Origin of the sequence: Streptomyces capillispiralis (genome assembly GCF_007829875.1) — a bacterium.
Taxonomy (GTDB): Bacteria; Actinomycetota; Actinomycetes; order Streptomycetales; family Streptomycetaceae; genus Streptomyces; species Streptomyces capillispiralis.
Genome location: NZ_VIWV01000001.1, coordinates 2,702,634 through 2,716,119 on the forward strand (window position 1 = coordinate 2,702,634; position 13,486 = coordinate 2,716,119).

At 73.3% G+C, this 13,486-nt stretch carries 12 protein-coding genes; 7 read left to right on the forward strand and 5 right to left on the reverse strand.

Features of this window, described 5'->3' with window-relative positions:
• Positions 1 to 18 precede the first annotated feature (18 nt).
• The 7 genes from FHX78_RS11040 (at position 19) to FHX78_RS11070 (ending at position 7,054) form a co-directional block, all read left to right on the forward strand.
• Positions 19 to 1,383 (forward strand): FtsW/RodA/SpoVE family cell cycle protein, encoded by a 1,365-nt coding sequence (locus tag FHX78_RS11040; protein WP_145867269.1) that lies wholly within the window; start codon positions 19 to 21, stop codon positions 1,381 to 1,383.
• Entirely contained in the window at positions 1,380 to 2,834 is a 1,455-nt protein-coding gene (locus FHX78_RS11045; RefSeq protein ID WP_145867270.1) for a penicillin-binding transpeptidase domain-containing protein, read from the forward strand. Before FHX78_RS11040 ends, FHX78_RS11045 begins: the two co-directional genes overlap by 4 nt.
• Before the next feature lie 252 nt (positions 2,835 to 3,086).
• The gene (locus FHX78_RS11050) at positions 3,087 to 4,025 is read left to right on the forward strand and encodes an AurF N-oxygenase family protein (RefSeq protein ID WP_145867271.1); all 939 of its coding nucleotides are present in this window, start codon (positions 3,087 to 3,089) and stop codon (positions 4,023 to 4,025) included.
• A gap of 34 nt (positions 4,026 to 4,059) precedes the next feature.
• Positions 4,060 to 4,713 carry a TetR/AcrR family transcriptional regulator gene (locus tag FHX78_RS11055; protein ID WP_145867272.1) on the forward strand — a complete coding sequence of 218 codons (654 nt, stop codon included), beginning with the start codon at positions 4,060 to 4,062 and terminating at the stop codon, positions 4,711 to 4,713.
• Between the two features lie 47 nt (positions 4,714 to 4,760).
• Entirely contained in the window at positions 4,761 to 5,075 is a 315-nt protein-coding gene (locus FHX78_RS11060) for a hypothetical protein (protein ID WP_145867273.1), read from the forward strand.
• A gap of 103 nt (positions 5,076 to 5,178) precedes the next feature.
• Positions 5,179 to 6,324: a C40 family peptidase gene (locus FHX78_RS11065; protein ID WP_167531738.1), complete on the forward strand. Its 1,146-nt coding sequence runs from the start codon at positions 5,179 to 5,181 to the stop codon at positions 6,322 to 6,324.
• An 85-nt stretch (positions 6,325 to 6,409) separates the two neighbouring features.
• Entirely contained in the window at positions 6,410 to 7,054 is a 645-nt protein-coding gene (locus FHX78_RS11070) for a dihydrofolate reductase family protein (RefSeq protein WP_145867274.1), read from the forward strand.
• Between the two features lie 26 nt (positions 7,055 to 7,080).
• Here the strand turns inward: FHX78_RS11070 and FHX78_RS11075 are convergent, their stop codons facing one another.
• Genes FHX78_RS11075 through FHX78_RS11095 form a run of 5 tightly spaced genes read right to left on the reverse strand, consistent with a single transcriptional unit; the run spans position 7,081 to position 13,197 of the window.
• Entirely contained in the window at positions 7,081 to 8,343 is a 1,263-nt protein-coding gene (locus FHX78_RS11075; RefSeq protein ID WP_145867275.1) for a styrene monooxygenase/indole monooxygenase family protein, read from the reverse strand.
• A 22-nt stretch (positions 8,344 to 8,365) separates the two neighbouring features.
• The gene (locus FHX78_RS11080; protein WP_145867276.1) at positions 8,366 to 9,004 is read right to left on the reverse strand and encodes a GTP-binding protein; all 639 of its coding nucleotides are present in this window, start codon (positions 9,002 to 9,004) and stop codon (positions 8,366 to 8,368) included.
• On the reverse strand, positions 8,985 to 9,416 hold the full coding sequence (locus FHX78_RS11085; RefSeq protein ID WP_145867277.1) for a DUF742 domain-containing protein: 432 nt from the start codon (positions 9,414 to 9,416) through the stop codon (positions 8,985 to 8,987). The genes FHX78_RS11080 and FHX78_RS11085 overlap by 20 nt, the downstream gene beginning before the upstream one ends.
• Positions 9,413 to 9,916 carry a roadblock/LC7 domain-containing protein gene (locus FHX78_RS11090; RefSeq protein ID WP_145867278.1) on the reverse strand — a complete coding sequence of 168 codons (504 nt, stop codon included), beginning with the start codon at positions 9,914 to 9,916 and terminating at the stop codon, positions 9,413 to 9,415. The genes FHX78_RS11085 and FHX78_RS11090 overlap by 4 nt, the downstream gene beginning before the upstream one ends.
• The gene (locus tag FHX78_RS11095) at positions 9,913 to 13,197 is read right to left on the reverse strand and encodes a sensor histidine kinase (RefSeq protein WP_145867279.1); all 3,285 of its coding nucleotides are present in this window, start codon (positions 13,195 to 13,197) and stop codon (positions 9,913 to 9,915) included. Before FHX78_RS11095 ends, FHX78_RS11090 begins: the two co-directional genes overlap by 4 nt.
• Between the last annotated feature and the right edge of the window lie 289 nt (positions 13,198 to 13,486).

Below are 13,486 nucleotides of genomic sequence, written 5' to 3' on the forward strand. Positions count from 1 at the left end.
TATGGGTAAGTTCCGGACATGAGCAAGGCCGGCATCACCCTGGAAACGGTGGATCCGCCCGCGGCGCCCACCGTCCGCCTCCCCCGGCGCCGCGGCATCGAACTCGCCCTGATCGTCCTGGCCGTGCTGCTGTCGGTGTACGGATACTGCGCCGTCGGCCTCGCCAGGAACGGCACCGTCCCGCCCGGCGCCGCCGGTTACGGCGCCGGGCTCGGCGTGCTCGCGCTGGTCGCGCATCTGGCGGTGCGCTGGCGCGCCCCGCACGCCGACCCGCTCCCACTGCCCATCGGGGTCCTGCTCAACGGCCTCGGCCTGGTGCTGATCTACCGGCTCGACCTGGAGGCGCCGGGCGATCCGGCCGCCCCGACCCAACTGGTGTGGTCGACACTGGGCGTGGCGCTGTTCACCGTGGTGGTCCTGGTGCTGCGCGACCACCGGGTGCTCCAGCGCTACACCTACCTCTGCGTCACCGTCGCGCTCGTCCTGCTGACGGTCCCGATCCTCTTCCCGGCGGTGAACGGCGCCCGGATCTGGATCCGGGTCGCCGGATTCTCCATCCAGCCCGGCGAGTTCGCGAAGGTGCTGCTGGCGGTGTTCTTCGCCGCGTACCTCGCCGCGAACCGGGGCGCCCTCACCTACGCGGGCCGCAGGGTCTGGTGCCTGCAACTGCCCACCGGGCGGGTGCTCGGGCCGATCGTCGCGGTCTGGCTGGTCAGTGTGGGCGTGCTGGTGCTGGAGCGGGACCTCGGCACCTCGCTGCTGTTCTTCGGCCTGTTCGTGGTCCTGCTGTACGTCGCCACCGGCCGCACCGGATGGATCGCCGTCGGCCTGCTGCTGGCCTCGCTGGGGGCGGCGGCCGTGGGCCGGCTGGAACCGCACGTGCACGGCAGGATCGAGACCTGGCTGCACCCCTTCGCCTCCATCGAGGCGGGCGAGGGCCCGAACCAGCTCGCCCAGTCCCTGTTCGCCTTCGCGGAGGGCGGGATCCTCGGCACCGGGCTCGGGCTCGGGCACTCCGTGCTCATCGGCTTCGCGGTCAAGTCCGACTTCATCCTGGCGACGGCCGGGGAGGAGCTGGGCCTGGCCGGACTGTCCGCGATCTTCCTGCTCTACGGGCTGCTGGTGGAGCGCGGCTACCGGGCGGGGCTCGCCCTGCGCGACCCGTTCGGGCGGCTGCTCGCCGTGGGCCTCGCCTCCATCGTGGCGCTCCAGGTGTTCGTGATCGCGGGCGGGGTGACCGGGCTGATCCCGCTGACCGGGATGGCGATGCCGTTCCTGGCGCAGGGCGGCTCGTCGGTGGTGACCAACTGGACGATCGTGGCCCTGCTGGTGCGGCTGAGCGACCGCGCCCGGCGGCAGGGCGGCGGAGGTGACATCCGGTGACCCGCCACATCCGGCACGCCGCCCTGTTCTGCGTCCTGCTGCTGGCCGCGCTGCTGGTGAACGCGGCCCGCGTCCAGGTGCTGCGGGCCGACGCCTACGGCGCCGACCCGGCCAACCGCCGCGACACCATCACCCGCTACCAGCAGCCGCGCGGCGACATCCTGGTCGCGGGCCGGCCGGTGACCGGCTCACGGGACACCGGGGAGCACCTGCGCTACGAACGGACGTACCGGGACGGGCCGTTGTACGCGCCGGTGACCGGTTTCGCCTCGCAGGAGTACGGCACGACCCTGCTGGAGCACACGGAGGACGGGCTGCTGTCCGGCGCCGACCCGGTGCTCGCGCCGCTGCCGCTGTGGAACGAGTTCACCCGCTCCCGCAACGCGGGCGGCAAGGTGATGACGACGATCGACCCGGCGGCGCAGCGCGCGGCGTACGAGGGGCTGCGCTCGCGCAAGGGCGCGGTGGCGGCGGTGGAGCCGTCGACCGGCCGCGTCCTGGCGCTGGTGTCGGTCCCGTCGTACGACCCCGGACTGCTGTCGGGGAACGGGCGGACGGCGCGGGAGGCCTGGGCCCGGCTGAACGCCGATCCGGACCGGCCGATGCTGAACCGGGCGGTGCAGCGGACGTATCCGCCGGGGTCGACGTTCAAGGTGGTCACCGCGGCGGCGGCGCTGGACGCGGGGGTGGTGGACGACCTCGACGAGCCGACCGACTCTCCCGACCCGTACACCCTGCCGGGGACGACGACCCGGCTGACCAACGGAGCGCGGGGCTGCGCGGACGCCTCGCTGCGGGAGGCGTTCGTCCAGTCCTGCAACACGGTGTTCGCCAAGCTGGGCGTGACCACGGGCGTGGCGAGGATGCGGGCCATGGCGCACGGCTTCGGGTTCAACGACGGGGATCTGCGGATCCCGTTCCGGGTGGCGCGCAGCACGTTCGACACCACGGTGGACCGGTCGCAGCTGGCGCTGTCGTCGATCGGGCAGTACAACACCCGCGCCACGCCGCTGCAGATGGCGATGGTCGCCGCGGCGGTCGCGAGCGGCGGGCAGGTGCGGGAGCCGTATCTGGTGGAGCGGACCACGCGGGCGGGCGGCGGCACGGTGTCCGCGGCGGGTGCCCGGCCGGTGCGGCGGGCCATGCATCCGGCGACGGCGATGAGGATGCGGGAACTGATGCGGGGCGTGGTGGAGGACGGCACCGGCAAGAAGGCCGCGATCCCCGGCACCGTGGTCGGCGGCAAGACCGGCACCGCCCAGCACGGCCTGGGCAACTCGGGGACGCCCTACGCCTGGTTCATCTCCTGGGCGCAGCGCGAGGAGGACATGGAACCGAGGGTGGCGGTGGCGGTGGTGGTCGAGGACGCGGCGAACCGGCGGGAGATCAGCGGCGGCGGGACGGCGGCGCCGATCGCGCGGGCGGTGATGGAAGCGGTACTGAAGCCGTAGGCGTCGGGCACCACTCGCCGACGCCCTGGCGGCGTTCAGGCACCGGGCCGCCACCGCCGGATACCGGCGCGGCACGGCGAGTGGTGCTCGGCTGCCCGGTCCGGCGGCGGACGTGCGCGCCGTTCGACGCCCGCGCCCGGTGGACCGGTCGTCGACAACTCGTGCGCGGGGGATTGACGGCCTTGCTGACAGGCAGTCTCATAAGTGGGGTGAACCACCGGTGACCCGAGACGCCCCTGAGGTGGAACCGCCATGACGACCCTGTCGGAAGCCGACGCCCTCGCCGGCCTGCGTGACGCGCTCGGCCTGCTCAAGGACCGGGAGCAGGTGGCCCAGCGGCTGCTCGACTCGTCCGCGAAGCACTCCTTCGACCCGGACGAGGAGCTGGACTGGGACGCGCCCTTCGAGGAGGGCAAGTGGTTCTGGCCGCCGGAACTGGTGTCGCTGTACGGCACGCCGATGTGGAAGCGGATGAGCGAGGAGCAGCGCATCCTGCTCTCGCGGCACGAGGCCGCCGCGCTCGCCTCGCTCGGCATCTGGTTCGAGCTGATCCTGATGCAGCTCCTGGTGCGGCACATCTACGACAAGGCCGCCACGAGCGCGCACGTGCGCTACGCCCTCACCGAGATCGAGGACGAGTGCCGGCACTCCAAGATGTTCGCCCGGCTGATCACCCGCGGCGGCACCCCGTGGTACCCGGTGAGCCGGGTGCACCAGAACCTCGGCCGGCTGTTCAAGACGGTCTCCACCACCCCCGGCTCCTTCACCGCGACCCTGCTCGGCGAGGAGGTGCTGGACTGGATGCAGCGCCTGACCTTCCCGGACGAGCGGGTCCAGCCCCTGATCAGGGGCGTCACGCGGATCCACGTCGTCGAGGAGGCGCGGCACGTGCGGTACGCCCGTGAGGAGCTGCGGCGCCAGATGCTGACCGCGCCAAAGTGGTCGCGGGAGTTCACCCGGGTCACCTCCGGGGAGTTCGCCCGGGTGTTCTCCGTGGCCTTCGTCAACCCCGAGGTCTACACCAACGTCGGCCTGGACAAGCGGGCGGCCGTGGCCCAGGTCCGGGCGAGCGGCCACCGCCGGGACGTGATGCAGCAGGGCGCGAAGCGGCTCACGGACTTCCTGGACGACATCGGTGTGCTGCGCGGGGTCGGCCGGCGGCTGTGGAGGTCCTCCGGGCTGCTCGCCTAGGCGGCCGCCGAAGGCGGGCGGTTACGCTGCGGGCATGACCCCGCAGGCCCCCACCCCCGCCTACCGGCGCCTCAGCGTCGAGGAACGCCGCAGCCAGCTGCTCGAGGCCGCGCTGTCCCTCTTCGCCCACCGCGCCCCGGAGGACGTGTCCCTGGACGACGTGGCGGAGGCGGCCGGCGTGTCCCGCCCCCTGGTCTACCGGTACTTCCCGGGCGGCAAGCAGCAGCTGTACGAGGCGGCCCTCAGGTCCGCCGCCGACGAGCTGCGCACCTGCTTCGACGAGCCGCACGAGGGCCCCCTGCTGCCCCGTCTCTCCCGGGCCCTCGACCGCTACCTCGCCTTCGTCGACCAGCACGACGCCGGGTTCAGCGCGCTGCTCCAGGGCGGCAGCGTCGTGGAGACCTCCCGTACGACCGCGATCGTCGACGGGGTGCGCCGGGCCGCCGCCGAGCACATCCTCAGCCATCTGGAGGTCCCCGAGCCCGGGCCCCGGCTGCGAATGACCATCCGGATGTGGATCACGGCGGTGGAGGCGGCCTCCCTGATCTGGCTGGACGAGGAGAAGCAGCCGCCACTGGACGAACTGCGGGACTGGCTGGTGGAGCAGTTCGTGGCGGTGCTGGCGGTGACCGCGCGGCGCGACGCGCAGACCGACGCGCTGGTCCAGGCCCTGGCCATGGACCTCTGACGACCGCCCGCACCACCGGCTCCGGGCCCATGGCCGAAACTGGTGGCGTGAAGAGCCAAGACACCCCCTTCGAGGGCGGCCCCATGGACGGACGCGTCCTGCCCGTGCTGCTGGGCATCACCGGGCACCCGCCCAAGACGTACCGCATCCCCGTCCCGGCCCCCGACGGCGGTCCGGCCACCGTGCTGGTCTACCGGCGGGTGCCCCGGGGGCAGAGTTCGCGGACCGGACTGACCCGGGGGTGGAAGTACCTCTACGACCCCACGGGCGCGGAGCGCGGCCGGCTGAAGTGGCCCTGGTCGAAGCCCGCGCCCGGTCCGGACGCCACGCCGCCGGGCAAGCCGGAGGACACCGACGGGTGACCCCGTTGCGCCGAACCGCGCACACTCGGCGAGCGGGCCGCGGGAACCCGCCTGATGCTCGCGATGCGGAACGGAGGGGCCGTTCCGCGTCGGAGGTGATGGCGTGTCAGGAATGCTCCTGCGTCTGGTGTGCACGGCGGCGGTGGCGGCCGGGACCGTGCTCGCACCCGTGCCCGCGACGGCCGCCCCGGAACCGGCCGCCCCGGGGGAACGCTCCGTCGCCGCACTGCTGACGGAGCTTCAGACCCTGTACCGGGAGGCGGAGAAGGCCACCGAGACCTACAACGCCACCGAGGAGCGGCTGAAGGAACAGCGCGCCGAGACCGAGCGGCTGGACCGGGCCCTCGCCCGCACCCGGCTCTCCCTCCACGACAGCCGGAGCGCGGCCGGACGGCTGGCCCGCCAGCAGTACCAGAGCGTCAGCGGCATCTCCCCGTACGTCCGTCTGCTGCTCGCGCGCGACCCGCAGGGCGCGCTCGACCAGGGCCAGGTGATCGGGCAGCTGGCGCGGCAGCGGGCGGAGACGGTGGGCCGGCTGACCGGCGCCGAGAAGCAGGCGGGCGAACTGGCCCGCCGCGCGCGCGAGGCGCTCGCCGACCGGACCGCGCTCACCGAGCGGCGCGAGCGGGAGCGGGACGAGGTGCGCGAGCGGCTGCGCGACGTGGAGGAACTGCTCGCCTCGCTCACCGCCGAGGAACTGGCCGCACTGGCCGAGCTGGAGCGGGCCGAGGTGGCGAAGGCCCAGGAGGAACTGGTGGCCTCCGGCGCGCTGAGCGGCGCCCGCCCGCCCTCCGAGGCGGGCGACCGGGCCGTGCGGTACGCGGTGGAGCAGCTCGGGAAGCCCTACGAGTGGGGGGCGGAGGGCCCGGAGACCTACGACTGCTCGGGGCTGACCTCCGAGGCGTGGGGCAGGGCCGGCACGCCGATCCCCCGGACCAGCCAGGAGCAGTGGGCGCGGCTGGAGCGGGTGCCGCTGAGGGACTTGCGGCCGGGCGACCTCGTCGTCTACTTCCCCGAGGCCACGCACGTCGCCCTCTACCTCGGCGGCGGCATGGTGGTGCAGGCGCCCCGGCCCGGCGCGAGGATCAAGGTCTCCCCGATCGCGGCCAACCCGGTCCTCGGCGCCGTACGTCCCGACCCCGGGGGCAGGCCCGTGCCGGAGTACGTGCCGCCGGAGCTGCCGGAGGGGGCCACGGCGGGGCCGGACGAGGGGTACGCGGCGGCCACCGCGCCCCCGGCCACCGGCTGAGGCGTGGCCGCCGGCCGCACCGGCGGCGATGAGTTTCAGCGGCCGGGACGGTCTTGTCCGTGTTCGACGATCCGTGAGGAGCCCCATGAGTCAGCTGCTGCGCGTGCAGAACTTCAACGTGTCGAGTGACGGCGTCGCCGCCGGTGAGGAGCAGAGCCTGGAGAGCCCGTTCGGGCTGCCCGGCGCTCAGGCCCTGTGGTCCTGGGCCGGCGCCACGGCGAGCTGGCCCAACCGCACCGACCCGGGCGGGACCCGCGGCCTGGACGACTACTTCACCCGGGACTTCACCCACAACGTCGGCGCCGAGATCATGGGCCGCAACAAGTTCGGCCCCCAGCGCGGGCCCTGGGAGAACCACGACTGGCGCGGCTGGTGGGGTGACGAACCGCCGTTCCACACGCCGGTGTTCGTGATGACCCACCACCCGCGTCCGTCGTTCACCCTCTCCGACACGACGTTCCACTTCGTGTCCGGCGACCCGGCCGCCGTCCTCGACGAGGCGAAGGCGGCGGCCGGGGGCAAGGACGTACGGCTCGGCGGCGGGGTCACCACGATCCGGGAGTTCCTCGACGCCGGCCTCGTCGACACCCTGCACGTGGCGGTGTCACCGGTGCGGTTCGGTGCGGGGCTGCGGCTGTGGGAGTCGCCCGAGGAGCTGCTCGACCGGTACCACCTGGAGGTCGTGCCCAGCCCGAGCGGCGTGACGCACCACCTGTTCTGGCGGAGGTGACGCGGCGGGCCGGCGCGGGTGCCCGCTCAGGCGCCCGCGGCGCCCGACACCTCCATCAGGTAGGCCTGGGTCTTCTCCGGCTCGTAGAAGAAGTTCTCGAAGTCGGCCGGATTGTTGAAGCCGTTGGCGAACCGGTCGGCGACCGGCTGGATCTCGCCCGCCGCGCCGATCAGGCCGAGGACGTGCTCCGGCGGCGGGGCGAGCATGGCGTTCGTCCACTTGGTGACGTGGCGGGCCGTCTCCCAGTAGCGGTCGAAGGTGGCCTGCATCCAGGTCTCGTCGAACTCCTTCTCGCCGTGCTCCAGGATCGAGGCGAGGTAGGAGGCGGCGCACTTGGACGCCGAGTTGGAACCCTGGCCGGTGATCGGGTCGTTGGCCACGACCACGTCGGCGACGCCGAGGACCAGCCCGCCGCCGGGCAGCCGGCCGACGGGGTTGCGGACGGTGGGGGCGTAGCGGCCGGCGAGGGTGCCGCCGGCGTCGGTCAGTTCGGCCTTGGTGGCCCGCGCGTGTTCCCAGGGGAGGAACCGCTCCATGAGTTCCAGGGTCAGGGAGAGGTGCTCCGCCGGGTCCTTGACGTCCTTGAAGGCGTCCAGCGGGCCGCCGGGTATGCCCTCCCAGAACAGGATGTCGGCACGGCCCGAGACGGTGTACGTCGGCATGATGAACATCTCGCCGACACCGGGGACCAGGTTGCAGCGGACCGCCTCGGTCTCCGGGTGCTCCGGGCGCGGGCCGAGACCGTGGACGTAGGCGACGGCGAGGGCGCGCTGCGGCTCGCTGTACGGGGAGCGCGAGGCGTCCCGGCCGAACATCTGCACCAGCTCGCCCTTGCCGGCCGAGACGAGCACCAGGTCGTAGGCGCGGGAGAAGTAGTCGAGGTCGCCGACGGCCGCGCCGTGGATGACCAGCTGGCCGCCGCGCTGGGCGAAGGTCTCCATCCAGCCGGCCATCTTCACCCGCTGGTCCACCGACTGCGCGAACCCGTCGAGCCGGCCCAGCCAGTCGATCGCCCGCTGCGAGGGGCCCGGGTCGAAGGAGCCGGGGGCCGCGACCGAGACGCCGAGTCCTTCGATCTTCGGGGCCTGGGACTCCCAGAAGTTCAGCTGGAGATCGCGCTCGTGCTGCAGGGCGGTGTGGAACATGCACTGCGTCGACATCACCCGTCCGGTGCGGATCTCGTCCGCGGTCCGGTTGGACATCAGGGTGACCTCGTACCCGTGCGACTGGAGGCCGAGGGCGAGCTGGAGACCGGACTGGCCGGCCCCCACGACGAGTATCTTCCGCATACGGGGACGCTCCTAAGGGGGACTACTCGGGCGTTTCGTCGAGCGCGTGGCCCACGAGGGACAAGAGGGTCTCGATGACCGAGATCCGACGGCGCGCATCCATGATCATTACAGGTATGTGCGCCGGGATCGTCAACGCCTCCCGCACGTCCTCCGGCTCGAACTCCTCACTGCCGTCGAAGTGGTTGACCGCGACGACGTACGGCAGTCCGCAGCTCTCGAAGTAGTCCAGCGCCGGCCAGCAGTCCTTCAGGCGCCGGGTGTCGGCCAGGACGACGGCGCCGATCGCGCCGCGCACCAGGTCGTCCCACATGAACCAGAAGCGCTGCTGCCCCGGGGTCCCGAAGACGTAGAGCACCAGGTCGTCGTCGAGCGTGATGCGGCCGAAGTCCATGGCCACGGTGGTGGTGACCTTGTCCGGCGTGGCGGTGAGGTCGTCGTGCTCCTCACTCGCCTCGGTCATCAGCGCCTCGGTCTCCAGGGGCGTGATCTCCGAGACGGTGCTGACCAGGGTGGTCTTGCCGACGCCGAAGCCGCCGGCCACCACGATCTTCGTGGCGACCGGTGCACGGGTGCGGTCCTTCTGCCAGGGCAGCAGGGGCTCGTCCTCTGCGACGAGCGGGGAGACGCCGTGAGCGGCGTCAGAGACGACGGAGTCCACTCAGCACCCTTTCCAGCAGCACGCGGTCCGGGCGGCCCGTGCCGTGGCCGGTTCCCGTTCCGTAGACACGGATCTTTCCCTGGTCGGCGAGGTCGCTCAGGAGCACGCGGACCACACCGAGCGGCATCTTCAGCAGCGCGGCGATCTCAGCCACCGTACGCATGCGGCGGCACAGTTCGACGATGGCCCGCATCTCCGGCATCACGCGGGAGGTGAGGTTTCCGTTCGTCAGTTCCCTGCGCTCCTCGGCGGCGTCGAGGGCGGCGGTCCCCGCCGTGGCGCCGACGAACGTCTCGACGAGCAGGACGTGGCCGAAGCGGGTCCGGCCGCCGGTGAGCGAGTAGGGACGGACCCGGGCGGGTTTGCGGTCACCGCCGCGGACCGGGAGATGTTTCCTGGGCGTACTGCTCATCGGGGACTCCCGGTGGACTCGGACTCCAGGTTCTTGCGCAGCTCGCTGCGGAGCTCGGGGGTCAGGACGTGGCCGGCGCGGCCGACGAACAGCGCCATGTGGTACGCCACGACACTCATGTCGCACTCCGCGGAACCGTGCACGCCGAGCAGCGAACCGTCGCTGATGGACATCACGAACAGGCTGCCCTCGTCCATGGTGACCATCGTGTGCTTGACCGGACCGAAGTCCATCAGCTTCGAGGTACCGATGGTGAGGCTGCCTATGCCGGACACGACGGTGGCCAGGTCGGCGGCGGAGCCGCGCGGCCCGGTGCGCTTGCCGCCCCCGGCCTCGCGGGCCTCGGTGTTGCGGGACGGGTCGGAGGACAGGAGCAGCAGACCGTCGGAGGAGACCACCGCGACGGAGAGGATGCCGGGCACCTCCTCGACGAGGTTGGTCAGCAGCCAGTGCAGGTTGCGGGCCTCACTGCTCAGTCCGAAGGTACTGGGCGCGGTCAACTGCTTGCCTCCTCGACTGTGCCCCCCGTGGCTTCTGCGGATGGTGCGGTCGTGTCGGTCTGCGTCGGGTGGTGTCCGGTCCGCTCGGCGATCTCCGCCTCGACGTCCCGGCGCCCCGCGTCCGCCCCCCGGCGGAACCCTCCGAGCCGTCGGCGCAGCGCCTCGGCGTCCACGGCACCGCTGCGGGGCCGTGGCGCCTCGGCGGGCGCGCTGATCTTCGGCGTGCGCTTGGGGAGCCCCTTGGCCGTGATCGGCTCCTCGTCCTCCGGCCCGTCCGGCACCCGCGTGTGCTCGGCACCGTCACCGGCCGCGGGCTGCGGCCGCCGCGGCAGCCCGCCCCGCCCGGAACCGGCCGCACCGGCCTCCCGCCCCTCGGCACCGTCCTCGGCGGGCCGGGCCGCGGCGCCGTCCTCCGTGGCCCCGGGCCTGGTGTCCGTACCGGCGCCCGTGGGTGCCGGGTCCGGGCCGCCGGACGCGAACTGGCCGTCGGTACCGGAGTCCGGGCCGGCGGACGCGAACTGGCCGTCGGCTCCGGTGTCCGGGCGGGCGACCCCGTACCCGTCGTCGGTCCCGGTGCCGTGTCCCGGACCCGGGCGTACGGCGTCGGTCTCCGGGCGGTCGACGGGTGCGGGCGCGTCGTCGGCGGACGGGCGCGCCGCGCCGCCGGGAACGGTCTCGGCACCGGTGGTGTCGCCGGACGCGTGACCGTCGCCCGGCCGTACGGCACCGGACCCCGGGCCCTCCGTCGGGACCGGAGCGTCGGCCCCGTCCGGCTGGGCCGGGATCAGCAGCTCCATTGTCATCTCGGCGGGCCGCTCGGCCGGTACGGCGTCCGCACCGGCGGACTCGTCACGGTCTGTCCCGGCGCCCTCCGGGTGCCCCGTCGCGGTATCGGCCGCACGGTCCCCGGACGTGTCCTCGGTCGTGGAGTCCGCGGACTCGGCCGTCCCGTCCGGGCCGGCCCCGCTCGCACGCTCCGCCGCGGTCTCCCCCGGCACTTCCCCCGACGCGTCCTCCGGCGCCTCCCCGGCGCCGGCGTCCCTGCGGCGTACCGCCTTCTCCGCCAGGGCGACCAGCGGGTCGGTGCCCTCCGTGCGGCCGGGCAGCACGTTGGAGTTGGCCTCGGCGTCGGCGCCCGGCAGGGAGACGGTCTGGGCGGAGCCGGTGACGGGGACCGCGTCCCGCGCGGCGGAGGTCAGCAGGGTCTCGGGAAGGACGGCGACCGCCGCGATGCCGCCCTGCTTCTGCTCGCGCAGCTGGACCCGCACCGCGTGCCGGTGGGCGAGCCGGGCGACGACGTACAGGCCGAGGCCGAGACCGTCCTCACCCTCCGCGTCGTACGTGGTCTCCGGGTCGAAGTCGGACAGCCGGGCGTTGAGCCGCTCCAGCCGCTCCCCGGTCATGCCGATGCCCTCGTCCCGCACGGAGAGCATGACCTCGCCGTTCTCCAGCAGCCAGCCGGAGATCTCGACGGGCAGGTCCGGCGGGGAGGACGACGTGGCGTTCTCCAGCAGCTCGGCCAGCAGGTGGGAGAGGTCGTCGGCGGCGAACCCGGCGATGTGCGCGTGCGGCGGCAGCGCGGCGATCCGCACCCGCTCGTACCGCTCGATCTCGCTGACCGCGGCCCGTACGACGTCCACGAGCGGAACCGGACCCGCCGTGTGCTGGACGTGCTCGGTACCGGCGAGGACCAGCAGGTTCTCGCTGTGCCGGCGCATGACCGTGGCGAAGTGGTCGAGCTTGAACAGCGTGGCCAGCCGGTCCGGGTCGTCCTCCCGCTCCTCCAGCCCCTCGATGACGCCGAGCTGCCGCTCGACCAGCCCGAGCGTGCGCAGCGCGAGGCTGACGAACGTGCTGCCGATGCTGGTGCGCAGCCGCTCCAGGTGGGCGGTGGACTCGGCGAGTTCGGTGCGCAGCTCCTCGCGGGCGTCGGCCATCTTCTGCCGCTGTCCGACGAGGTGCTTGCGGTCGGCCTCCAGGGTGGCGATCCGCTCGGCGAGCGCGACGGCGTGCGCGTGCAGGGTGTTGACGGAGCGGACGACCTGGGCGAACTCGTCGTTGCGGCCGGTGAAGGTGACCGGCTCCTGGCTCGTGGGGTCGTCCGCCCCGGCGAGGCGGGCGGAACCCCGGCGCAGCACGGACAGCGGACGCGTGAGCGTGCGGGCCATCGCGGTGGCGATGCCGATCGTGAGCAGCATCAGGGCGCCGAGGACGGCGATCCGGATCTCCAGCTCGGTGACGTCGTCGTCGCGCAGCTGGGCGAGGTCCTTGGTGCGCTGCTCGAAGAGGGCGGACTCCACCCCGCGCATCATCTCGATCCGCGCGGTGAGCGCGGCCCGCAGCTTCTTGGTGTCGGTGTCGAGTTCGCCGTCGGAGAGGGACGGTTCGTCGGTGAGGTCCGCGAGGTACTTCTCGGCGGAGCCGACCTCGGGGCCGGTGACCGTGGAGTCGTAGGAGGCGCGGGAGCTCTTGGGCGCGGTGTCGCGGAAGTCGGCGAGGGCCGCGTCGGAGCGCAGCCGCGCCTGGAGCGCGGCGGCGGTCAGCTCGTCGCGCCGCTCGGTGTCGGCGTCGGAGGAGCCGCTGGTCGTGGAGGGCAGGCCGGTGATCGGGTCGATCACGGTCCGCGTGCTGCTCGGCACGTCGAGCGCGGCGAGCAGCAGTCCGCGGGTGGCGGCGGCCTGCTGGACGGCGGAGTCCAGTTCGGCGAGCGCGTGGGCGCCGGAGCCGGCGCGCGGCGGGGTCTGCTCCGCCAGCTGTTCGGCGAGCCGGTGCAGTTGGGTGATGGCGGTGGAGTACGCCTGGTGCGCCTCCAGGGCGCTGCTCTTGCCGGTGAGCGCCGCCCGGCGCACGGCCGCGATGGCGTCGAGGTCCTCGCGCAGCCCCCGCGGGGTGTCGGTGTCGGCGCGCAGTTCCTCGACCTGCCGGTCGACGCGGGCGCTGTGCTCCTCAGAGGGCGCCCGGGACTTGGAGCGGCCGGCCGCGATGTAGGGGACGACCTCGTCGCGTTCGTCGGCGAGGGAGTGGGCCAGCGTGAGGGCGTCCTGGGTCCGCTCGGCGAGCGTCACCAGTTCCTGCGCGTCATGGAGCTGCCCCGAGGCCGTGAGCACGGAGGGTGCCCCGGCGCCGGCGATCGCCGCGGCCACGACCGCCACGGCCACGATGAGCCGGTTGCGTACGTGGGTGGGGCGGCCCCTGCCGACGGTGGGCGTCTGCTCGTCCCCCGCGGGGGCCGTCTGCTTGCCTTTGCGACGAGGCCGCGACTTCTGCACCGGTGCTCGCATTCCTGACTCGTGTACCCGTGGGCCCGGGTGACGCTCCGTCAACGGATTCGGACGTCCGACCCGAGCGCTCGACCGCGCTCGGGCAGCGGGGCGCCCCCATCGCTCCCCGACCCTCCCAGTGCCCGTGGACAGTGGATGCGCATCACCTGACCCGCCACTCGAAGGAGTGAACATCGGACGTGAGTTGGGGAGCAAGTTCCGTTGCCCCCGGCAGCGGCCGTGTCCGGCCCGCCGGTTGGACGTCTGCGGCGGGCGGTGGCAATATTCGCCGCCACGCCTTCCCGGAGCA

Excerpts from the sequence above, each read along its gene's own strand:
- FHX78_RS11050 (WP_145867271.1), top strand. The coding sequence starts at position 3,087 with ATGACGACCCTGTCGGAAGCCGACGCCCTCGCCGGCCTGCGTGACGCG.
- FHX78_RS11070 (WP_145867274.1), top strand. The coding sequence starts at position 6,410 with ATGAGTCAGCTGCTGCGCGTGCAGAACTTCAACGTGTCGAGTGACGGC.
- FHX78_RS11075 (WP_145867275.1), bottom strand. The coding sequence starts at position 8,343 with ATGCGGAAGATACTCGTCGTGGGGGCCGGCCAGTCCGGTCTCCAGCTC.
- FHX78_RS11085 (WP_145867277.1), bottom strand. The coding sequence starts at position 9,416 with ATGAGCAGTACGCCCAGGAAACATCTCCCGGTCCGCGGCGGTGACCGC.
- FHX78_RS11055 (WP_145867272.1), top strand. The coding sequence starts at position 4,060 with ATGACCCCGCAGGCCCCCACCCCCGCCTACCGGCGCCTCAGCGTCGAG.
- FHX78_RS11040 (WP_145867269.1), top strand. The coding sequence starts at position 19 with ATGAGCAAGGCCGGCATCACCCTGGAAACGGTGGATCCGCCCGCGGCG.
- FHX78_RS11095 (WP_145867279.1), bottom strand. The coding sequence starts at position 13,197 with ATGCGAGCACCGGTGCAGAAGTCGCGGCCTCGTCGCAAAGGCAAGCAG.